Origin of the sequence: Arhodomonas sp. KWT2 (assembly GCF_041949875.1) — a bacterium.
Classification (GTDB): Bacteria; Pseudomonadota; Gammaproteobacteria; order Nitrococcales; family Nitrococcaceae; genus Arhodomonas; species Arhodomonas aquaeolei.
The window spans coordinates 46,698-67,475 of sequence record NZ_JBHFPQ010000048.1; the positions used below are offsets into that span (position 1 = coordinate 46,698).

Genomic DNA, 20,778 nt, shown 5'->3' on the forward strand with positions numbered 1-20,778 from the left:
GGGGCTCGCGGCGGCGCTCAGTAGGGAGCTTCCACGTCGGCGGTGGCCACGAACACGCTCTTCAGCCGGGTGTAGTGCTCCAGCGCGTGGTGGCTGTTCTCGCGGCCGAGCCCGGAGTGCTTGACGCCGCCGAAGGGCATCTCGATGGGGGTGAGGTTGTAGTGGTTCACCCACACCACGCCCGCTTCCAGCTCCGCGGCGACGCGGTGACCGCGGGTGATGTCCCGGGTGAACACCCCGCCGGCGAGGCCGTAGTCGGTGGCGTTGGCGCGCTCGATCACCTCCGCCTCGTCGCGGAAGGCGAGCACCGACATCACCGGCCCGAAGATCTCCTCGCGCACGATGGTCATGTCGTCACTGCAGCCGCCGAACACCGTGGGCTCGACGTAGTAGCCGCCCTCGCAGCCGGGCACCGTGGCCCGGCCGCCACCGGCGAGCAGCTCTGCGCCCTCGGCGCGGCCGCGCTCGATGTAGCCGAGCACGTGCTCCATGTGGCCGGCGCTGATCATCGCGCCCACGTCGGTCTCCGGGTCCATCGGGTCGCCGATGCGCAGCCGCCGGGTGCGCTCGAGCAGCCGCGAGAGGAAGTCGTCCATCACCGACTCGTGCACGAACACCCGGGTGCCGTTGGTGCAGATCTCGCCCTGGGTGTAGAAGTTGCCGAGCAGGGCGCCGGAGACGGCGTTGTCCAGGTCGGCGTCGTCGAAGACGATGAGCGGGGATTTGCCCCCGAGCTCCATGGTCACCGCCTTGAGCCCGGCGGCGGCGTCGCGCATCACGGCCTTGCCGGTGCCCGCCTCGCCGGTGAGCGAGACCTTGGCGACTCCCGGATGGGCGACCAGGGCCCGGCCGGTGTCCGCCTCGCCCTGGATGACGTTGAACACGCCGTCCGGCAGGCCCGCCTCGGTGAACAGCTGGGCGACCCGGAAGGCGGACAGCGGGGTCAGCTCCGCCGGCTTGAAGACCATGGCGTTGCCCGCCGCGAGTGCCGGCGCGGCCTTCCAGCAGGCGATCTGGAGCGGGTAGTTCCAGGCGCCGATGCCGGCGCATACGCCCAGCGGCTCGGGGCGGGCGTAGTAGAAGCCACCGTCGACGGCCTGGTAGTCGCCGGTGAGCGAGGCCGCCTGGCCGGCGAAGTACTCCAGGCAGTCGGCGCCGGAGTCCACGTCCGCTTCCGGGGTCTCGGCGATGGGCTTGCCGCCGTCCAGGCTTTCCAGTCGTGCGAGCTCGTCGCGGTGCTCGCGCAGCAGCATCGACGCGCGCTGGAGCACGCGGCCGCGCTCGGTGCCGGTCATTGCGGCCCACTGCCGCTGGCCGGCGCGGGCGCTCGCGACCGCGCGCTCCACGTCCGCGCCGCCGGCGATGCCGACGTGGTTGAGCACCGCACCGGTGGCCGGGTTGATGTTGTCGAACTGTTCGGCGCTGGTGGCGTCGACGGCCGCGCCGTCGATCCACAGTTTTGCCTCAGGCTGTTGCGTCATGGCTGTGCTCCCGTGTGCGTGCGGCCAGTTGCGTCATGAGGTAGTCCCGGGCCAGGTCTCGTGCCTCCGCGAAGTTCACGCCGCCGGTGGTGAGGGTGGCGCGAAGCCAGAGCCCGTCGATCATCACCGGCAGCCCGGTGGCGATGTGCACGGCGTCCGGATAGGCCACCAGCCGGCGGAGGTCGTGGAGCAGGTTGCTCCGCAGCCGGGCGGCGACCACCCGCTGGACCCGTGCCAGCTCCGGGCGGTGGTTGACCTGGGACCAGAACGACAGCCAGCCACTGACCACCTGCGGGCGCGCCTGGCTGTCGGCGAAGTTCGTGTCGATGAGTGCCAGCGCCCGCTCCAGCGGCGTGGCCGCGCCGGCGAGGCGGGCGCGGTACTCGCGCCCGAGCAGCCGGGCGAGGTAACGGAAGGTGGCCTCCAGCAGCCCGGTCTTGTCGCCGAAGTAGTGGGCGACGAGGCCGGTCGAGGTGCCGGCGCGCCGGGCCACCCGGGCGAGGGTGGTCGCCTGCAGGCCCGACTCGTGGATCACCGCGAGGGTGGCCTCGATGTACTGCTGCTGCCGGATCGGCTCCATGCCGCGCTTGGGCATCGCGGCGTCCTCCCGTCTCGTCGTCGATGGCCGGGGAGCTTACTTGATATTGATTGAACGTTCAATTAACGTCTGCCGCGGCTACCGGCTCCGGGGGCGCGGCCCGGCGTACGCGATCCGGGGCTGGATGCCATAATCGACGAGTCACCAAACCCCAAGGGGGAAGTAATGATGAAACGCGGTATTCTCACGATGGCCCTGGCGGCCGTCGCGACGCTCGGCCTCTCCACCGCCCAGGCGGCGGAACCGCAGTCCTGCCGCAGTGTCGGCATGGCGAACGTGAACTGGACCGGTGTGTCCGTGAAATCCCACCTGGTGAAGAACGTGCTCACCGCGCTCGGCTATGACGTGGAGCTCACCACCGCGTCCGTGCCGATCGCTTTCCAGGCCGTCGCCAGCGGCGAGCGTGACGTCTTCCTTGGCCTGTGGCTGCCCACGCAGCAGAAGATGATCAAGCCCTACCTCGACGACGGGAAGATCGAGAAGATCACCACCAACCTGTCCGGTGCGAAGTACACCCTGGCGGTGCCGGCCTATGTTTACGAGGCGGGGGTGAAGAGCTTCTCCGATCTCGACGAGTACCGTGACCGCTTCGGCGGCCGGATCTACGGCATCGAGGCGGGCAATGACGGCAATCTGCTGATCCGCAAGATGATCGAGGACGACGCCTACGGCCTCGGCGACTGGGAGCTCATGGCCTCTTCCGAGGCGGGCATGCTCACCCAGGTGCGCCGTTCCGTGCGCCGCGACAAGTGGGTGGTCTATCTCGGCTGGGCGCCGCACCCGATGACGCGCAACATCGACATGCGCTTCCTCCATGGCGGCGAGGACTACTTCGGCCCGAACCAGGGCGGCGCCACCGTGCACACCATCGCCACGTCCGGCTACGCCGAGCGCTGCACCAACGTCGCCCGGCTGCTTCGCCAGTTCCAGGTCAGCGTCGACGACCAGAGCCTGATGGGCGACTACGTGCTCAACGACGACATGGACTACGGCCCGGCGGGCGAGGCGTTCGTGCGCAAGCGCCCGCAGCTGCTGGAGAAGTGGCTCGACGGCGTGACCACCGCCGACGGCGGGCGCGATGCCCTGCCGGTGGTCCGCGAGGCCATGGGCGTTAAGTGACCGCGCCCGGTCGCCACGGGGACGGCGAGTGAGCGCCGAGACCGCCGCGGAGCTCGAGGACTGGACGAGCGAGATCGCCCGGGCCCTCGAGGCCGGTGACACGGAGGCCGTCACCGGTCTCGCCGCGGCGCGTCACCCCGCAGAGATCGCCGATATCCTGGAGGCCCTGCCCAAGGAGGACCGCCTCGCGGTCTGGCAGGCCATCCCCGCTCCGACGGTGCGCGGCGAGGTCCTCATCGAGGCCCGGCGCGAGGTGCGCGACCGGCTCATCGATGCCACCCGCCCCGCCGAGCTTGCCCGGGATGTCGAGCATCTCCAGCTCGACGAGCTCGCCGATCTTTACGACAAGCTCCCGCGCAAGGTGGTCCGGGCGCTGCTCCGGACCATGGACCTGCAGCGCCGCGAGCGCCTGCGCCGCGTGCTCTCCTACCCCGAGGACACCGCCGGCGGTCTCATGGACGCGGATGCCCTGGCGGTGCGCGAGGATGTCACCCTGGAGACCGCACAACGCTATCTCCGCCGGGTGCGCAAAAAGGACGGGGCGTTGCCCGAGCACATCACCGCGCTGTTCGTGATAGACCGTCACAACCGTTTCCGCGGCATGCTGCCCCTCGACGAGCTGGTGGCGGGTCCCCGCGGCACCCTGGTCTCCGAGCTGATGCGCCGGGACCTGGACGCGATCCCCGCGGACACGTCGGCGCGCCGGGTGGCGCGGCTGTTCGAGGACCGCGATCTCACCACCGCACCGGTGGTGGACGGGACCGGCCATCTCATCGGCCGCATCACGGTGGACGACGTGGTGGACGTGATCCGCCGCGAGGGCGAGCGATCGCTGATGCAGTCCGCCGGCCTCGGCCAGAGCGAGGACATGTTCGCGCCGGTGCTGGCCACTGCCGCGCGGCGCGGGGTCTGGCTGGGGGCGAACCTGGTCAACGCCTTCCTGGCGTCCTGGGTGATCGGTCTGTTCGGGGCCACCATCGAGCAGCGTGTCGCCCTCGCCATTCTCATGCCCATCGTCGCGAGCATGGGCGGCGTGGCGGGCATCCAGACCCTCACCCTGGTGACCCGGGGCATCGCCCTCGACCAGGTCGGCCGGGCCAACGGTCTGCGCCTGCTCGCCCACGAAGTCGGCGTCGCGGCGGTGCTGGGGGCAGCCCTTGCGACGGTGCTCGGTGGCGCCGTCTACGGCTGGTTCCGGGATCCCACCCTGGCGCTGGTGTTCGCCGCGGCGGTGCTGGTCAACCTCGGCAATGCCGCTTTCTCGGGTACGGCGGTGCCGCTACTGCTCGAGCGCCTGGGTATCGACCCCGCCCTGGGCGGGGGCATGCTGCTCACCGCCCTGACGGACATCGTGGGATTCGCGAGCTTCCTTGGCCTGGCGACCTGGGTGCTGGTCTAGCCCGGCTTTCCCGCGGGGCGCCGGCGGGATGCGGTAACGCGGCCGCGTCGTGCCGCCGGGCCATGGCGTGTGCGCCACGACCCTGCCCGGCAGTGCTATAGGCAGCCGGCGTGCCCGGGGGGTAGAGTGACAGCGCGGGTCCCGCCGGCTGTCAGGCGGCGTGGCCCCTCACAGGCAGCGAGGACGGCAGTGGTGGTAGACGAGGACAGCGACGCACGCCTGGCGATTGCCAGGCGCTTTTTCGAGACCATCCCCCACAGCGCGGTACTGGGCATGGAGCCGGTGGCGGTGGGCGAGCGCACGCTCACCGCGCGGGTGCCGTACCGGGAGTCCATGGTCGGCAACCCCGTCACCGGCGTTATCCACGGCGGGGTGATCACCACCCTGGTGGACCAGACCAGCGGCGGTGCGGTCATCGCCGCGCTCAATGCCACCCGCGCGGTTGCCACCCTGGACCTGCGCATCGACTACATGCGCCCCGCGGTACCGGGAGAGGCCGTCTACGCCCACGCCGAGTGCTACAAGCTCACCGAGCAGATCGCCTTCGCGCGCTGCAGCGTCTATCAGCCCGGTGTCGATGATCCCATCGCCATGAGCATGAGCACCTTCATGCGCGTCGCCGACGACGGTCCCACGCTGGTGGAGGGGGTGGCATGAAGGACCTCATGGCGCGGGTGGCCGAGGCCCGGCGCAGCGGTGATCCGGATGCGCTGGTCGCGCTTATCCCCTATGCCCGGTTGTTGGGGATCAGCTTCAGCGAGGCCGGCGGGGCACTGGAGTTCCGGCTGGCCTTCCGCGAGGGCAACGTCGGCAACCCGCACCTGCCGGCACTTCACGGCGGCGTGATCGGTGCGTTCATGGAGAACGCGGCGGTACTGCACCTGCTGTGGACACAGCAGGCGAGCCGGGTGCCCAAGGTCGTGGACTTCTCCATCGACTACCTGCGTCCGGGGCGACCGGAGACCCTGTGCGCGGCGTGTGATGTCCGTCGCCAGGGCAGGCGGGTGGCGAACGTGGCGGTACAGGCCTGGCAGCTCGACGAGGCCGGCGAGCGCCGCGAGGTCGCTAGTGCCCGCTGTCACTTCCTGCTGGCGGATCCGGAGGCGGAGAGCGCCGGCATTTGATCCGGGTGGTTGAAAACCCGCCCGGCGTCCCCCAGTTATCCCGGTGAGCGGTAAAGGCGCGTCCGGGTTCCCGCCGGGCGTGCCGGGCTGGCGCGGCGTCTCCCCCGCGTCCCCGGTCCAAGCGGCCGCTCCACCGGTTTCCCCGGTGACGCCAGGGCGGCGGATCGTTGCCGGGCAACGGCCGGCGCCGGGTTGAAGGGTCCGGTTTCCCCCCTTGGCCGGACCCTTCCCTTTAATTCTTCCGTCATTCCTCCGCCCCGGGCTTTTCCGCTCCCGGAGCCGGTATGGCGGTATCCCTGCGCGAGGCGCGGCGATTACCTCCTCTACGGGACACTGTAGCCCGGGGTGGCACCGGCCGTGGTCGTCACCTCGCTCTGGCGGTGGATGACCTGATCACGGCCGGTCTCCTTGGCCTGGTAGAGGGCGTCGTCGACACGCTGGAGGGCGTTCTCCAGTGCCTCCCCCGGCTCGTAGGCCGTTACGCCCAGGCTCGCGCGCAGGGAAATGGTGGCGCCGTCCACGCCCTCGACCGTGGTGCCGGCGATGGCCTGACGCAGCCGTTCCGCCACCTCGACGGCCTGCGTGCTGCCAACGCCCGGGAGTATTGCGAGGAACTCCTCGCCGCCGTAGCGGCCGATGAGGTCGCCCAGGCGCAGCTGGCGGCGCATGACCTCGGCCACGTGCTGGAGCACGCGGTCGCCGCTCTGGTGGCCGTGGTCGTCGTTGATGCGCTTGAAGTGGTCGATGTCGAGCATGACCAGCGAGAAGCCCTGCCGCGGCCGGCCGCCGGACCACTGGCGTTGCAGCGAGCGGGTCAGCACCCGGCGGTTGATCAGGCCGGTGAGTGGATCACGGGTGGATTCGCGGTACAGGCGCAGCAGCATCCATAGCTGGCCGGCCTGTACCCAGAGGGTGATGCCGGCGACGAAGGCGAGCATCCACAGGGTGTTGAGCGTGGCGATGCTGGTCAGCGTCCCGCGCGTGAGCTCGACGACCAGGTGCATGCCCAGGGTGATGGCGATCAGGCCCACGCCGGTCACCAGGGTCACCGGGAACAGTGCCGTAAGCCCGATGAGCACGAACGGCAGTGCCTCGTAGCCGCCGATGGCCGCCGCCGTGCGCAGCCCGCTGCCATGCAGCCCCATGACCACGGCATAGAACACGGCAATGGCGAACACGCTCGCCGCGATCAGTCCCAGTATCCGCCGGTAATTGCCGCGGACCGGGCGGGCGGCGAGCCAGAGCGCGCACAGGGCCGCCGCGAGGCTGCCGCGGGCGATGGCGATGAGCAGCGCCTCGCGGGTGTGAAGCAGCAGAAAGTCCAGCGGGATCCAGGCAAGGAAGCCGAGCGCGAATACCAGCTGCATCACCTGAAGCCGGGCGCGCAGGTAGTCCGCGCGGATCGCGGTGAAGTCCGGCGAGTGGTGGCGGGCGCTCAGCAGGTCGTCAATGGTTACCCGCAGCACCTCGGTGGTCGTCTGCTCGGTGCCGGGACCGCCCATGGTGGGGGCGGTGCGACGCTCGTTGGGCTGCCCGCCCGGAAGAGGTTGATCGGCCATCGTTCATTCCGCGGTTACTGGATGTGCACCCCGTCCGGCGCCGTCGCCGGCCGGCATGCCGAAGCGCCGCATTAGCATGGCATACCTGGAATAAGCGGGAAGGCCTCCCGGTGTCCGGTGTTGACGCAAATCAACATAAATCGTGCCCGGCCGCAGCAAGCTGGCCCGAAATCGGCTTGCAGACAATCACAACCAACGGGAAGACGACGGTCATGGAAGCACTCACGAATCTCCTGTCCGGGCGACCGGATTTCTGGCTCAGCCTCGTTGTGATCCTGTTCATGCTCGGGATGGGCGGTTTCTTCGTGGTCTTTTTCCTTCGCCATATCCGGCGCGAGGACGCCGAGCGCCGCCGGCACTGAGCATCGCCGCCGATGGTGGCCGGCCCGCTTGCCCACCGGCGCGCGCTGCCGGATAGTGCGGGGCACGGCGTGGCGGTTGATCAGCGGAGGTGCCAGTGCGTATCGGTCTCGCCCTGGGGGCCGGGGGAGCCAATGGATTCGCCCATATCCTGATGCTCGAGGCCTTCGAGGCCCTCGGGCTGCGCCCGGCGCGCATCGCCGGGACCAGCGTCGGCGCGGTGATCGCAGGGCTCTACGCCTCGGGGCGCTCGGCGGCGGAGATCGACGCCATCGCCGGCGAGCTCGCGGTGCGGGACAGCCATGCCTGGCGGGAGCTGCTCCTCGAGCGCAAGCTGCTGCGCTGGCTGGAGCTGTTCGACCCGGCCATCGGCCGGGGCGGACTGGTGAGCAGCCGGGCGTTCCTGAATGCGCTCTACGGCCAGCGTATGCCCGAGACCTTCGAGGAGCTCCACATCCCGCTCAGTGTCGTGGCCACGGACTTCTGGGGCCGTGGGCAGGTGGTCCTGGATGCGGGGCCGCTACTGCCGGCGGTGCAGGCGAGCATGGCGCTGCCCGGCGTGTTCACGCCGGTGCGGATCGACGGCCGGCTGCTGGTCGACGGCGGCACGGTCAATCCGCTGCCCTATGACCTGCTCGTCGACGACTGCGATCTGACCGTGGCCATCAACGTCACCGGCAAGCGCTCGCCCAAGGCGGCGCTGTCCTTCGTCGACTCGGTGCTCAACACCTTCCAGATCATGCAGAGCGCGATCATCGCCGAGAAGCGTCGCCATCGCGAGCCCGACATCTACATCGAGCCGGACATCGTCGACGTCCGGGCGCTGGAGGTGGGGCGGCGGGACACGGTCTACGCCCAGTCGGGGCCCGCCCGCGACGAACTCAAACGCCGCCTCGCCGAGGCGGTCGAGGCCCGTATCCGCGGTGGCTAGCCGGCCCAGGCGGGTCTGGCTCCGACGGGCAGCTAGTCGAAGTCCCCGGCAAGGGCGGCGCGCACGTCCGCGGGCATGCCCGCCGTGTGGGTGTAGTTCGGGTGCTCGATCGCAAGCACGACCTCGGTCTCCGGGTCGGAGAAGCGCCGGACCTGGGCGTCGGTGAACGGGAAGTGCAGGAAGTGCACCGACGACGCCTTGCCCTCGGCGGTGGTCCGGTCCACGTCGGTTTCCGCCTGCGCGGCGATACGCTCGTCGCCCAGGTGCAGGCAGACGGTCTCCTCGACGCCGCCAAGCCGGCCGAGCACCTGCTGGCGGCGTTCCCGGTTGGGGATCTCGAACATCAGTGTCGCCACCAGCTCCCGCCCCTGGGGGATCAGCGGGTTGTAGGCCTCCAGCTCGTCGTCGATCTGGGCCTCGCCGCCGCGCTCGATGAACAGCATCTCGTGGATCTGGCGCCACATGGTGTCGTAGTTCTCGAAGTAGATCGTCGCGTCCGGGCCGACGCCCATACGCCGGTGGCGCTTGGCCGCGGAGATCTCGCGGGCCTTGTCGCGGCGAATGGCGCCGTAGGCCTCCATGCTCAGGATGTCGTCGCGGGTGATCTGTCTGGCCATGATCGCTGCCCTCCCGCCGGCGCTCAGGCGAGCCCGTAGGCCTGTGCCAGCAGCTGGATGGGGTGAACCGATGACTGGTGCGGCGGCGTGTCGCCGTCGCCGGCCTGGCGTTCCAGGCCCTGGACGATGTGGGCACCGGCCAGCGGGCACTCGGAGGCGAGGTGCTGCCTGCCGGACTTGAAGACCCGTCGCGCCAGGGGGCGGCCGACCTTGATCGCGACCTCGAAGTTCTCCTTCTTCACGCCCCATGCGCCGCCGTGGCCGGAGCATCGCTCCTGGACGTCGAGGTCGATGTCCGGGATCAGGCGCAGCATGTCCGCCGCCTTCGGCCCCATGTTCTGGGCCCGGGCGTGGCAGGCAAGGTGCAGCGAGACGCCGCCCTCCAGGGGCTGGAGGCCGTCGGCGAGACCCTCGTTGCGGGCGATGTCGACCACGTACTCGGCGACGTCCATGGTGTTTTCCGCCAGCCGCTGGATCCGCGGGTCGTCGACGATGAGGGGCCACTCGAACTTGAGCATCAGCGCGCAGGAGGGGACCAGCGCGATCACCCGGTAGCCGTCGTCCACCCAGGGCAGCAGTGCGTCCGCGGTGCGTGTCGCCGCCGCGGCGACCGCCTCCAGGTCGCCCTGCTCGAGCTTGGGCATGCCGCAGCATCCGGGATAGGCCACCTCCGTCTCGACCCCGTTGTGGGTGAGCACGGCGCGGGTGGCCTCGCCGATGTCGGGGTTGTTGTAGTTGCCGAAGCAGGTGGCATAGAGCACCGCGCGCCGCCCGTGGGCGGGGGCCGCGGTGTTCACCGCCGGGGTCCGGTCGGCGCGCCGGAGCAGGGTGTCGCGATGGAATGCGGGCAGCGCCGCGTCCCGGTGGACGTGGACGATGCGCTCCAGGGCCGGCCGGGTGAGGTGGTTGTCGCGCCGGTTCGCCCAGTTGGTCAGCGGTGCGAGCCTGCCGGCGAGGCGGCCGTTGCGGTCCGTCTCGGTGAGCGCCCGGTCGGCGAAGCCGGGCCGGCCCTGGTGCTGTTCCACCGCGCGGTGTCGCAGCATCAGGTGGGGGAAGTCCACGTCGAACTCGTGGGGCGGCACGTACGGGCACTTCGTCATGAAGCACATGTCGCAGAGCGTGCACGCATCCGCGACCTGCTGGAACGCGCTGTCCGGGACGCTGTCGAGCTCCATCGTCTCGGACTCGTCGATGAGGTCGAACAGGCGCGGGAACGCGTCGCAGAGATTGAAGCAGCGCCGGCAGCTGTGACAGATGTCGAAGACCCGTCGCTCCTCCGCGGCGAGCTTCTCCGGGTCGTAGAAATCCGGGTCCTGCCAGTCGATACGATGGCGCACGGGTGCGCCGAGACCGCCCTCGCTCATGGCTCTCTCCTCCTGGCGTGCGGGGGGCGATGGGCGGCCCGGTCCGGGCCGCCCGCCGGTCTCAGAGCACTTCCATCCCCTCGAGGGCCTTCTTGAAGCGCCCCGCGTGGGAGCGTTCGGCCTTGGCCAGGGTCTCGAACCAGTCGGCGATCTCGTCGAAGCCCTCGTCGCGGGCATCCCGGGCCATTCCCGGATACATATCCGTGTACTCGTAGGTCTCCCCCGCGATCGCGGAGCGGAGGTTGGCGTCGGTGTCGCCAATGGGCTCGTTGGTGGCCGGGTCGCCGACCTCCTCGAGGAACTCGAGGTGGCCGTGGGCGTGGCCGGTCTCGCCCTCGGCGGTGGAGCGGAATACCGCGGAGATGTCGTTATGGCCTTCCACGTCGGCCTTCTGTGCGAAGTAGAGGTAACGGCGGTTCGCCATGGATTCGCCGGCGAAGGCTTCACAGAGGTTCTTGTGCGTCCTGGAGCCCTTGAGATCTGTCATGACACACCTCCTCCCATAGGGCGGCTTGTCGGGTGGTTCAGTGCGCTCCCGTACATTGCGGGAGCGTATCCCCTGTAATAGCAGCACCCATGCCGTCGTCAACAATATAGAATGATTCTAAAGACGGGCGGTATGTCCGGCAGCTACGCCTCGTCGCGGCGCACGCGGATGACGATGTCCACACTCTCGATGTGGGTACCGTCCGGGATCTCGGGCAGGCCGTTGAGCTCGACCGCGCCCACGGGGACGTCCTCGAGCCGGCCTGCGTCCTCGTCGAAGAGGTGGTGGTGGGGCTGGGTATTGGTGTCGAAGTAGGTCCGGCGGCTGTCGAGGACGATACGCTGGAGCAGGCCGACGGCGGCGAGCCGGTTGAGGGTGTTGTAGATCGTCGCCAGGGAGACGTCGATGGCGGCGTCGCCGGCCTCGCGGTGCAGTGCCTCAGCGGTGAAGTGGCGGTCGCCCTCGCCGAAGATGAGCGTCGCCAGATCGAGCCGTGCCCGGGTCGCGCGCAGACCGGCGCGGCGCAGGTGTGTTCGGAGCTGGTCGCGGTTGATCGACGTGGTGGGCATAATCGGGGATCCGGCATCTCTATGGTGACCTTTATCGACAGGTTAGCGTGTCGCTGCCGCCGGTGCGAGGGGCTGGGGCGTCCGAGGCGGGGGGAAACCGGATGAGCGGGCGTCGCCGCCGCCTCGCCGTCGTCACCCTGCTGGCCCTGATGGTGACCGGCCCGGCGGTCATGTGGGCCAGCGGGGGCTTCGTCGTCGAGGGCGACTGGCGCACAGCGAGCCGTGCCAGCGCGGGCATTGCGCCCGTGCCCGGGGCGGCCCCGGAGGCCATCGTCCAGGTCTACGCCGCCCGCGCCTTCGAGTGGCGCGGCGCCTTCGCCGTGCACACCTGGATCGCCACCAAGCCCGCCGGCGGCGGGCGCTACACCGTCTATCAGGTCACCGGCTGGGGCGGCGGCCGGGTCCACCGCAGTGCCGCCGAGCCGGACCGCGCCTGGTTCGGGGCGCCACCGCGTCTGCTTGCCGATATCCGCGGCCCGCGTGCGGCGGCGTTGATCCCCCGCATCGACGGGGCGGTGGACGACTATCCCTTCCCACACACCTATCGCAGCTGGCCCGGTCCCAACAGCAACACGTTCACCGCGTGGGTGATCCGCCACGTGGACGGGCTGTCGGTGGCCCTGCCGCCCACGGCCCTGGGCAAGGACTACCTCGCCGACGGCGTGCTCGCCCGCGTGCCGAGCGGTAGCGGCTACCAGCTCTCGCTCTACGGCCTCGCCGGCGTAAGCGTCGCCGCGGTGGAAGGGCTGACGGTCAACGTGCTTGGCCTGGAGCTCGGTGTCGCGCCCTGGCCGCCGGCGCTGGTGCTCCCCGGCGTCGGCCGTTTCGGACCGTTCGGGCCTGGCATTCAGCGGCCGCCGCCGGCGGGGGACGCCCAGGCCAGGGCGACGGCGGCGAGCAGGGCGGTCGAGGAGATCGCGAACAGCGCCAGGTAGCTGCCTGTGTGCTCGAATACCGCCGCCAGCGCGTAGCCCGCGCCGGCCTGTAACAGGGCGAACGCGGTGGTCGCCCATCCCCAGACGCGGCGGTGATCGGTGATCCCGGCCAGCTCCGCCATTCGTGCCGAGGTCACCGCCACGGTGCCGGGTACCAGGGCGCCCATGACCAGCGAACTGGCCGCCAGCACCGCGGGCCCCGGCGCGGCCAGCGGCAGGGCAACGATCCCCGCCTTGGCCGCGAGGATGCCCACCAGCGCGCGTCGCCAGCCGAGATGCCGGGCCACGAAACTCGCGAGCGCGGGCCCGGCCACGGCGCCGAGCCCGAAGAGCGCCCACTGTACCCCGGCGGCGTCCATCCCCAGGCCGCGGCCGCGGGCGAGGTAGTCCACCCAGAATACCGTGTGCGGGATAAAGCCCACTGCATCCAGGGCATAGGCGGCAAGGGTGGTGCCGGTGAGCGCGAGCAGGTGCCCCGCCGGCCGGCCGGTATCCGTCGTCGCGCCGTCCGGTACGGGCAGCCTCCCCCATGCGGGCCAGGCGAGGAGGCAGGCGGCGAGGGCGAGACCGCCGAGGGTCAGCCAGGCGGTGCCGACGCCGGCGCGCAGCAGCATGGGGACCACCACAGCGGAGAGCAGTGCGCCCAGGCCTATCCCGGTGAACACCCGGGCCGCAGTGCCGGCACGGCTTGCCGCCGGCACCGCACCGATGGCGGCGGAGACACCGGCAATCATCAGTACGGCCCCGGTGACGCCGGAGACGAATCGCCACAGGGCGAACCATGCGAAGGGCGCCGGGGTCGCACACAGCAGGAAGCTCGCGACCACGCCGGCCAGTGACAGCCGGGCCAGGCGCGCCACGCCGAGCATGGCGGCCAGCCGGTTGGCGGTGATCGCGCCGACCAGGTAGCCGAGGAGGTTGGCCGCTCCCAGGTAGGCCGATTGTGCCGCCGAGAACCACCCCGCTTCCACCATCGCCGGGATGAGCGGTGTATAGGCGAAGCGCGCGAGACCGATGCCGGCGAAGGTGGCGGCCGCCCCGGCGAGGCCGGGACCGGGTGTGGGTAATCGCATGCCGTCTCCTGATGGTGATCCGGGGCCCACGGTAGCCGGGCCGGAGAATGGCATAAAGTGATTATTGCTGCTCGCTGCTATCATGTGTGGCGATAGAAAGCGACACCGGTTCCCACCATGCAGCTCCGTTCCCTGCGGCTGTTCGTCGCCGTTGCCCGTACCGGCAGCTTCGTCGCCGCGGCGGAGTCGGCGCATACGGTGCAGTCCAACGTCACCGCCCACGTCAAGAAGCTCGAGAGCGAGCTGGGGCGGCGTCTGCTCACGCGCACCGGCGGGGCCGGGCTGACGCCGGCCGGGCGCTCGCTGCTGGGCTATGCCGAGCGGCTGCTCGCGCTGCATGACGACGCGGTGGCCGAGGTCCGGGGGGAAGGCGAGCCGGGCGGCACGCTGCGTATCGGCACCCTGGAGACCACCGCCGCGGTCCGCCTGCCGCCCCTGCTGACGGTGTTCCACGAACGCTACCCGGCGGTGACCCTGGAGCTGATCACCGGGACCACCGCCGAGCTGCTCGCCGGGCTCGCGGACGGAACGCTGGATGGCGCCTTCGTGGCCGGCGACGTGCCGCTCGCCGGTCACGAGGTACAGGACGTCTTCCAGGAACGGCTCGTGCTCGTCGCCCCCCTGGCGGAGAAGTGCGTGCCCGACGCGGGCGCGCTTGCGCGCAGCGCGTTCATGGCTTTCCGCCAGGGCTGCAGCTACCGTCAGCGCATCGAGCTCTTCCTGGCCGGAGAAGGGGTGCCGGCGGCGCGGATCTTCGAGTTCGGCACCGTCGATGCCATGCTCGGCTGCGTCGCCGCGGGCATGGGCTACGCCATGCTGCCCGCCGCGGTGGTCGCGGATCGCGGGCCCCGGCTGGGCGTCCACGGCCTGACGCTGCCCGGGAACGTGGCCGAGGTCGTCACCCGGTTCGTGGCCCCGCCGGAGGCGGCGTGCTCGGCGGCCCTGAGGGCCTTCATGGCGATGCTGCCCGCGCCGCCGGATTCCAATGCCGCGGCGGACGCGCCTACAATGCGGGCATGAGCGAGGAGCGACGCCGGTACTGCCCCCAGTGCGGCGGGGCGCTGGTGCGCCGCGAGGTCGGCGGCGTGCCGCGTCTCGCCTGTCCCGGCGACGCGTGCGCCTTCGTGTTCTGGGATAACCCGGTGCCGGTAGTGGCCGCCATCGCGGAGACCCCGGACGGCCGGGTGGTGCTGGCGCGCAACCGGGGCTGGCCCGAGGGGCGGTTCGGGCTGGTGACGGGCTTCCTGGAGCCGGGTGAAACCCCCGAGGAGGGCGTCCTCCGCGAGATCGACGAGGAGCTGTGCGTCGCCGGGGCGTCAGCGGGATTTCTGGGCCTGTATCCCTACTACCGTAACAACCAGCTCCTCATCGCCTATCACGTGCCGCTCACCGGCGAACCCCAGGCCGGCGAGGAGCTCGCCGAGATCCGCTGCCTGGCCCCCGCGCGGGTGCGCCCGTGGCCCCACGGAACCGGGCCCGCGCTGTTCGACTGGCTGTCCGGGCGCGGCCATGAGCCCGAATGGGGCCCGGCGCTGCGATGAGCACGGCGGACGTCCATATCGCCACCTCGGGCTACGATTACGACCACTGGCGGGAACGTTTCTACCCGCCGGGGCTGGCGCGTACCCGGCGGCTTGCCTACTACGCGGAGCGTTTCCCCGCGGTGGAGATCAACGGGACCTTCTACAGCCTCCCGAAGCCGGAGACCGTGGCGGGCTGGCGGGAGCAGGTGCCGGAGGGCTTCCGCTTCGTGCTCAAGTTCAGCCGCTACGGCAGCCACATCAAGCGCCTGCGCGAGCCGCAGGCGAGCCTGCCCCGGTTCGCCGAGGTGGCGGAGGCCCTGGGCGGGGCGCTCGGCGGGGTGCTGCTGCAGCTCCCGCCGCGCTGGCGGCCGGTGCCGGAGCGTCTGGACGCCTTTCTAGCCGCCGCCCCGGCGTGGCCGTGGGCCGTTGAGTTCCGGGACGAGCGCTGGCTTACCGACGAGGTCCTCGGGGTGCTCCGGCGCCGCGACGCCGCGCTGTGCGTGCACGACGCTCTGGCCGGTCACCCGCGGGTGGCGACCGCCGCTCGCGTGTACCTGCGTCTGCATGGTGGCGCCGGGGAGGGCGGCGGCTATACCGACGCCGAGCTGGACGACTGGGCCTCCTGGCTGGCCGCCGAGCGCGACGCCGGGCGGGCGGTCTGGGCGTTCTTCAACAACGACCAGGACGGTCACGCCGTGGTCGACGCGGCGCGGCTGCAGGCCCGGCTCGGTGGCTGACCACCGGGACCACTTCGGCGGCCACGCCGGCGACTATGCCCGCGCGCGCCCGGACTATCCCGCCGGGCTGTTCGACTGGCTCGCCGACCAGACGCAGCGCCGGGACGCGGCCTGGGACTGTGCGGCGGGCAGCGGCCAGGCGTCGGCGGGGCTGGCGCGTCATTTCGGGGCTGTGATCGCCACCGACCTCTCGCAACGCCAGCTCGCGGCCATGCCCGCGGGGACTGTCCTGCCGGTGGTCGCCCGCGGCGAGGCCGTGCCGCTGACCGCCGCCTGCGTGGATGCCGTCACCGTCGCCCAGGGGCTTCACTGGCTGGATACCGCGGCGTTCTTCCGCGAGGTCGAGTGGGTGCTGCGCCCGGGTGGCGTGCTCGCCGTCTGGGGCTACGCCCTGTGCGCGGTGGCGCCGGCGATCGATGCGGTGGTGCGCCGGTTCCATGACGACACCCTCGCCGCGTACTGGCCGCAGGAGCGCTGGTGGGTGGCCGCCGGCTACCCGGGCCTGACGCTGCCCTGGCCCGAGCTCGCCGCGCCGGCGTTCGGGATGGAGCGGATGTGGACCCGGGACGCCTTCCTGGACTACGTCGCGACCTGGTCCGGCGTGAAGCGTGCGGAGGCCGCCGGCGCCGGGCCCATGGCGGGCCTCGCACGTGCACTCGACGGGCTCTGGGGCGAGGGGCCGCGCCGGGTGCGCTGGCCGCTCACCCTGCGCGTGGCGCGCCGGCCCGCCTGAGCGCCGTCACGGACGCACGAACAGGTCCAGCTGCAGCTCGTCCTCGCCGCGCTCCGGGTCCACCCGGTAGGGCGAGAAGTCGCTGACCCCGGCCTCGCGCAGCACGGTCTCGTCGATGAAGAACTGCCCGGTGCACTGCCGGGAGGGCCGCGTGACGATGGTGTACGCCGCGTCCGCGACGATGCTCGGGTAGCGGCCGCGGCCGGAGACCTCCGGGCCGCCGAGGAGGTTGTCCACGGCGGCGGTCTTGAGCAGGGTCCGCGGCCACAGCGCGTTGAATGCCACGCCCTGCTCGCGGAATTCCTCCGCCATGCCGAGCACGCACATGCTCATGCCGTATTTCGCGATGGTGTAGGCGGGGTGGTCGCGGAACCAGCGCGGGTGCATGTCCAGTGGTGGCGAGAGCATGAGGACGTGGGGGTTGTCCGCCTCGAACAGGTGCGGCAGGCATTTCTGCGCACACAGGAAGCTGCCCCGGGTGTTGACCTGCTGCATCAGGTCGTAGCGCTTCATGGGCAGCTCGAGGCTGCCCGAGAGATTGATGGCGCTGGCGTTGTTGACGAGCACGTCGATGCCGCCGAAGTGCCCGACGGCCTGGTGCACGGCGGCCTCCACGCTGGCCTCGTCGCGGATATCGGTGACCACCGGCAGGGCGCGGCCGCCGGCGGCCTCGATTTCCTCGGCGGCGGTATAGATCGTGCCCGGCAGGCGCGGGTGGGGCTCGGCGGTCTTCGCCGCGATCACGACGTTGGCCCCGTCGCGCGCCGCACGCAGGCCGATGGCCTTGCCCACGCCGCGGCTGGCGCCGGTGATGAAAAGGGTCTTTCCTGCCAGGCTCATCGGTGGTTCGTCCCCGTGCAGTGGTTTCCCGGAGACACTACTACCTCGCCGGTCTCATCGAAACCCGGTCGGTGGCCCGTATGGTGCGACCTCAGGGGGCAGGAAGGGGCACGGCCATGCATGCCGTGTGGGTTGTCGGCGCAGGCCATGAGGGGGCCGTGGAATGCGCGTGACGGGATCGGCCGGGGCTGTCTGTGGGGCGGGTTCGGGCCCGGATGCCCCGGGCCGCCGCAGCGGCCCGGGGGCGGGCAGGGGGTTACGGGGTGACCGAGACCGTCTCGGAGCGGTCGCTTTCCCCGCCGTCGCTGGCGATGGCGGTTACCGCGATGCGGTAGGTCGTACCACTCTCCAGCCCCTCGATGACGTACTCGGTCTGGTAGGCGTCATCGATGCGGGCGCCGGCCTGCAGCGACTGGCCGCTCTCGGCCCAGTAGATGCGGTAGCCGTCGATCTCGCTCATCGCGAGCGACGTCCCGTCGGTGCGCTCGGATGGGGCGTTCCACTGCACGGCGATCGCCGGGGCCGCCGGCACGCTCGCCGGATCCGTCGGGTCGGTCCCGGCGGTGTACTCCTCCAGGGCGGTGGCGCCGTCGCCGTCGGCATCGCTGCCGGCGTCGGAGGGGTCCAGCGGGTCGAGGCCGTTGGCCGTCTCCCAGGTGTCGGGCATGCCGTCACCGTCGTCGTCCGTGTCCTGATCGTTCGTGATCCCGTCCTGATCGGTGTCGACGGTGGTCGTGGAACCGGAATCCGTCGAGGAGCCGGAGTCCGTCGAGGAACCGGAGTCCGTCGAGGAACCGGAGTCCGTCGAGGAACCGGAGTCCGTCGAGGAGCCGGAGTCCGTCGAGGAGCCGGAGTCCGTCGAGGAGCCGGAGCCGTTATAGCCGCTCAGCGCATCCGCGTCGATGATGCGGCGCTTGAAGCCGGGGCCGGACCAGGCCACGGAGAGGTGGTCGCCGCCCTGGCCCTCCTTCAGCTGGGCCTCGATGTAGTACTGCTCGCCCGCCTCGAGGTGGATACGCTGGGAGCGCTGGGCCGCGTACTTGTTCCACTCCTCCGGATAGCTCCACCACGAGACGCTGGCGATGAGCTCGCGGCTCGCGGCGCTCGCGTCGCTGCCGAGGTACAGCCGGGACTGGTCGTCGCCGGCGATCCAGAAAGTGTAGTTGCCGGTCTTCGGCGCGGTGAGCACCCCGCGAACACGGGCGCCATAGTTGTCGGCGACGTTGCGTGGCAGGTCCAGGCGCTCGATGGTGATGCTGCGGTCCGGGTCATCCGGGAAACGGGGATCCTGGATCAGATTATCGATACGACCACCGGAGATGTTGCCCCAGTACTCCACGGTGAGCGGGGTGTCGGTGCCGCCGGCCGTGTCGCCCGATGTGTCCGACGTGCCGGAGCTGTCGCCACTGCCGGAGTCGGTCGCCGTGTCACCGCCATCCAGCGGCTCCAGTGCGCTCGTGCCGATCATGCGCCGGTCGAAGTCCGGACCGGACCAGGCCACGGACAGATGATCGCCGCCCTGGCCTTCCTTGACGCGGGCCTCGATGTAATAGCGCTGGCCGGCGTTCAGGTAGATGGGCTCGGAGCGCTGGGCGGCGTACTTGTACCACTCCTCGGGCTGGGTCCACCACGAGACGCTGGCGATCAGGCGGCTGCTGGCCTCGGTATCGTCGGTGCCGAGCAGCAGATGCGACTGGTCGTCGCCGGCCACCCAGAACGTGTAGTAGCCGCTGGAGGGGGCCACCAGCAGGGCGCGCATGCGGGCGCCGTAGTTGTCGGCGACGTTGCGCGGCAGGTCCAGTCGGTCCAGCTCACGGGTCTCGTCCGGCTGGTCCGGGAATCGCGGGTCCTGTTCGAGGGTGGAGATGTAACCACCGCCGTCGATCCCGTACCAGTACTCGGCCTGCACGGCGGCGGCCGAGGCGGCCCCGGGCAGGGTGCTGCCGAGCAGCAGGGTGGCGAGGGCGATGCGTAGCGGGGTCCGTCCCTGGCGTTCACGACCGGCGCTGCGGTTTCCCTCGCTGCGCGTCCGCTGGCCGAATTGGCTCATGGGAATGCCTCCAGGCGACACGGATTTGGGTTTCGCGGGAGGCACGGGCGGACACATGAGTCCCTTGCGGCGGGCGTGACGCCCGTCGTGGCCTGACATGTGCTGGGAATACCCCAGTGCCCGTGAGCCCCCCGACTCGGGGACGCAGTCTAAAGAGGGTGAAACGCGGCAAAGACCGCCACGATCACGGGCGTTTCGTGGGCAGGGTCACAGAATGGCGGATGCTGCGGCGATCCAGTGAGGTACTCGACGTTCCAGCCAGTAGTCCGCGGCGAGGGGGTGCGGACCGCTCACGAATCCTACATGACCGCCCCGGGGCTGGCGCTCCAGCCGGGTCCGCGGGCCCAGCGCGGAGGCCGTGGGGATGGTGGATGCCGGCACGAACGGGTCGTCCTCGGCCTGGATCAGCAGGCAGGGGCGGGTCACGGCCGCGAGCCGACCGGCGGTGCTGGCCCGCCGGTAGTAGTCGGCGGCGTTGCGGAAGCCGTGCAGCGGCGCGGTGATGCGCTCGTCGAACGCCCTCAGCGAGCGGATGCCGGTGAGCGCGGGCACCGGTGCACCGTTGCGGCGGGCGCGCCGGCGCAGCAGGCGTCGCAGGCCGTTGAGCAGGTAGGCCTGGTAGACGCGGGCGAATCCGCGGTCGATGTTTGCGGCACAGGCGGCGAGATCGAAAGGCGTGGACACGGCGACGGCCGAGGCCAGGGGGCAGTCCTCGCCGGTGGCGGCGAGCCAGTTCAGCAGGATGCTGCCGCCTATGGAGATGCCGACCGCATGAACGGTGCGTCTCGGATCGGCGACAGGCAGCCGTGCCAGTACCGCCGCCGGGTCCCGCCAGGCACCGGCGTGGTAGAAACGCCGTCCGGGCTGGCCGCCGGTGCCGCGACCCTCGATGACGACCGCCTGGAAATCCGCGGCGGCGAGGGCGCGCACGAGTCCCCGGCAGTAAGGGGCGCCGGCATCGCCGCCGAGTCCGTGGAGCAGGAGTACCAGTGGTCCCGGGCGTTCCGGCCCCCAGTAGGTGTGTATGACCGCGCCGTCGGGCAGGGTCACCGGGTGGCGGGTGAGTGTCACGTGCGGAGTAGGGCGGCACAGCGCCGGCCATATCGTCTGGGCATGGGCGCCGGGCAGCCACGGGGCCGGCCGGAACCCGTCTTCAGGGGGCGGGGAGGCGATCATGGGGTTATTGTAACGGGGTGGGCATGTGTTCCGCCCCCGGCACGCCGCTGGGCCCTGCCGCGGCCGTCCGGCGGTGTATCCCGCGTGCCGGCGTGGGAAGCGG

Annotated in this window: 22 protein-coding genes; 11 read left to right on the top strand and 11 right to left on the bottom strand. The window is 70.9% G+C overall.

The features are described from left to right. Positions 1-17: 17 nt before the first annotated feature. Entirely contained in the window at positions 18-1,481 is a 1,464-nt protein-coding gene (betB, locus tag ACEZHJ_RS12005; RefSeq protein WP_375036532.1) for a betaine-aldehyde dehydrogenase, read from the bottom strand. Next, positions 1,465-2,076, bottom strand: coding sequence for a choline-responsive transcriptional repressor BetI (gene betI, locus ACEZHJ_RS12010; RefSeq protein WP_018718832.1), 612 nt, complete (start codon positions 2,074-2,076; stop codon positions 1,465-1,467). The genes betB and betI overlap by 17 nt, the downstream gene beginning before the upstream one ends. A gap of 171 nt (positions 2,077-2,247) precedes the next feature. Between betI and ACEZHJ_RS12015 the strand changes: the two genes are divergently transcribed. The 4 genes from ACEZHJ_RS12015 to ACEZHJ_RS12030 all read left to right on the top strand — a co-directional run bounded on the left by ACEZHJ_RS12015 (position 2,248) and on the right by ACEZHJ_RS12030 (position 5,721). Further along, positions 2,248-3,198 carry a glycine betaine ABC transporter substrate-binding protein gene (locus tag ACEZHJ_RS12015; RefSeq protein ID WP_018718831.1) on the top strand — a complete coding sequence of 317 codons (951 nt, stop codon included), beginning with the start codon at positions 2,248-2,250 and terminating at the stop codon, positions 3,196-3,198. A gap of 28 nt (positions 3,199-3,226) precedes the next feature. Then, positions 3,227-4,597, top strand: a complete 1,371-nt coding sequence (gene mgtE, locus ACEZHJ_RS12020) for a magnesium transporter (protein ID WP_018718830.1) — start codon at positions 3,227-3,229, stop codon at positions 4,595-4,597. 189 nt (positions 4,598-4,786) lie between these two features. Next, positions 4,787-5,254, top strand: a complete 468-nt coding sequence (locus ACEZHJ_RS12025) for a PaaI family thioesterase (protein WP_375036533.1) — start codon at positions 4,787-4,789, stop codon at positions 5,252-5,254. Continuing rightward, positions 5,251-5,721: a PaaI family thioesterase gene (locus ACEZHJ_RS12030; RefSeq protein WP_018718828.1), complete on the top strand. Its 471-nt coding sequence runs from the start codon at positions 5,251-5,253 to the stop codon at positions 5,719-5,721. The genes ACEZHJ_RS12025 and ACEZHJ_RS12030 overlap by 4 nt, the downstream gene beginning before the upstream one ends. 323 nt (positions 5,722-6,044) lie before the next feature. On the opposite strand, the gene ACEZHJ_RS12035 is transcribed toward ACEZHJ_RS12030, so the two are convergent. Further along, positions 6,045-7,280 (bottom strand): diguanylate cyclase, encoded by a 1,236-nt coding sequence (locus tag ACEZHJ_RS12035; protein WP_375036534.1) that lies wholly within the window; start codon positions 7,278-7,280, stop codon positions 6,045-6,047. A gap of 212 nt (positions 7,281-7,492) precedes the next feature. Between ACEZHJ_RS12035 and ACEZHJ_RS12040 the strand changes: the two genes are divergently transcribed. Both ACEZHJ_RS12040 and ACEZHJ_RS12045 read left to right on the top strand, forming a co-directional pair. Next, positions 7,493-7,642 (top strand): DUF3149 domain-containing protein, encoded by a 150-nt coding sequence (locus tag ACEZHJ_RS12040; protein WP_018718826.1) that lies wholly within the window; start codon positions 7,493-7,495, stop codon positions 7,640-7,642. A gap of 95 nt (positions 7,643-7,737) precedes the next feature. After that, positions 7,738-8,571, top strand: coding sequence for a patatin-like phospholipase family protein (locus ACEZHJ_RS12045; RefSeq protein ID WP_259201725.1), 834 nt, complete (start codon positions 7,738-7,740; stop codon positions 8,569-8,571). 32 nt (positions 8,572-8,603) lie between these two features. Here the strand turns inward: ACEZHJ_RS12045 and ACEZHJ_RS12050 are convergent, their stop codons facing one another. From ACEZHJ_RS12050 to irrA, 4 genes are all read right to left on the bottom strand, one after another. After that, positions 8,604-9,188, bottom strand: coding sequence for a DUF3501 family protein (locus ACEZHJ_RS12050; protein WP_163143092.1), 585 nt, complete (start codon positions 9,186-9,188; stop codon positions 8,604-8,606). 23 nt (positions 9,189-9,211) lie between these two features. After that, positions 9,212-10,552, bottom strand: coding sequence for a heterodisulfide reductase-related iron-sulfur binding cluster (locus ACEZHJ_RS12055; protein WP_259201723.1), 1,341 nt, complete (start codon positions 10,550-10,552; stop codon positions 9,212-9,214). A 61-nt stretch (positions 10,553-10,613) separates the two neighbouring features. Next, positions 10,614-11,039: a rubrerythrin family protein gene (locus tag ACEZHJ_RS12060; RefSeq protein WP_018718822.1), complete on the bottom strand. Its 426-nt coding sequence runs from the start codon at positions 11,037-11,039 to the stop codon at positions 10,614-10,616. 143 nt (positions 11,040-11,182) lie between these two features. Further along, positions 11,183-11,608: an iron response transcriptional regulator IrrA gene (gene irrA, locus ACEZHJ_RS12065; RefSeq protein ID WP_163143992.1), complete on the bottom strand. Its 426-nt coding sequence runs from the start codon at positions 11,606-11,608 to the stop codon at positions 11,183-11,185. 101 nt (positions 11,609-11,709) lie between these two features. Here irrA and ACEZHJ_RS12070 point away from each other — a divergent pair, with 101 nt between their 5' ends. Next, positions 11,710-12,543 carry a DUF3750 domain-containing protein gene (locus ACEZHJ_RS12070; RefSeq protein WP_259201722.1) on the top strand — a complete coding sequence of 278 codons (834 nt, stop codon included), beginning with the start codon at positions 11,710-11,712 and terminating at the stop codon, positions 12,541-12,543. Here ACEZHJ_RS12070 and ACEZHJ_RS12075 read toward each other — a convergent pair. Further along, positions 12,456-13,616: an MFS transporter gene (locus tag ACEZHJ_RS12075; protein WP_259201721.1), complete on the bottom strand. Its 1,161-nt coding sequence runs from the start codon at positions 13,614-13,616 to the stop codon at positions 12,456-12,458. The two genes, ACEZHJ_RS12070 and ACEZHJ_RS12075, sit on opposite strands and share 88 nt — an antisense overlap. Before the next feature lie 117 nt (positions 13,617-13,733). Here ACEZHJ_RS12075 and ACEZHJ_RS12080 point away from each other — a divergent pair, with 117 nt between their 5' ends. From ACEZHJ_RS12080 to ACEZHJ_RS12095, 4 genes are read left to right on the top strand one after another with little or no spacing between them, the layout of a single operon-like run. Further along, on the top strand, positions 13,734-14,636 hold the full coding sequence (locus tag ACEZHJ_RS12080; protein WP_375036535.1) for a LysR family transcriptional regulator: 903 nt from the start codon (positions 13,734-13,736) through the stop codon (positions 14,634-14,636). Next, complete coding sequence (locus tag ACEZHJ_RS12085) at positions 14,633-15,157, top strand: NUDIX domain-containing protein (RefSeq protein ID WP_163142847.1); 525 nt, start codon at positions 14,633-14,635, stop codon at positions 15,155-15,157. The genes ACEZHJ_RS12080 and ACEZHJ_RS12085 overlap by 4 nt, the downstream gene beginning before the upstream one ends. Further along, positions 15,154-15,876: a DUF72 domain-containing protein gene (locus ACEZHJ_RS12090; protein ID WP_163142850.1), complete on the top strand. Its 723-nt coding sequence runs from the start codon at positions 15,154-15,156 to the stop codon at positions 15,874-15,876. Before ACEZHJ_RS12085 ends, ACEZHJ_RS12090 begins: the two co-directional genes overlap by 4 nt. Beyond that, positions 15,869-16,609 carry a class I SAM-dependent methyltransferase gene (locus tag ACEZHJ_RS12095; protein ID WP_375036536.1) on the top strand — a complete coding sequence of 247 codons (741 nt, stop codon included), beginning with the start codon at positions 15,869-15,871 and terminating at the stop codon, positions 16,607-16,609. Before ACEZHJ_RS12090 ends, ACEZHJ_RS12095 begins: the two co-directional genes overlap by 8 nt. A gap of 6 nt (positions 16,610-16,615) precedes the next feature. On the opposite strand, the gene ACEZHJ_RS12100 is transcribed toward ACEZHJ_RS12095, so the two are convergent. The 3 genes from ACEZHJ_RS12100 to ACEZHJ_RS12110 form a co-directional block, all read right to left on the bottom strand. Continuing rightward, complete coding sequence (locus ACEZHJ_RS12100) at positions 16,616-17,449, bottom strand: NAD(P)-dependent oxidoreductase (RefSeq protein ID WP_259201717.1); 834 nt, start codon at positions 17,447-17,449, stop codon at positions 16,616-16,618. A gap of 256 nt (positions 17,450-17,705) precedes the next feature. Continuing rightward, a complete protein-coding gene (locus ACEZHJ_RS12105) occupies positions 17,706-19,499 on the bottom strand; it encodes a PA14 domain-containing protein (RefSeq protein ID WP_375036537.1) in 1,794 nt (597 codons plus the stop codon). Between the two features lie 207 nt (positions 19,500-19,706). Continuing rightward, positions 19,707-20,570, bottom strand: coding sequence for a YheT family hydrolase (locus tag ACEZHJ_RS12110; RefSeq protein ID WP_375036538.1), 864 nt, complete (start codon positions 20,568-20,570; stop codon positions 19,707-19,709). Between the last annotated feature and the right edge of the window lie 208 nt (positions 20,571-20,778).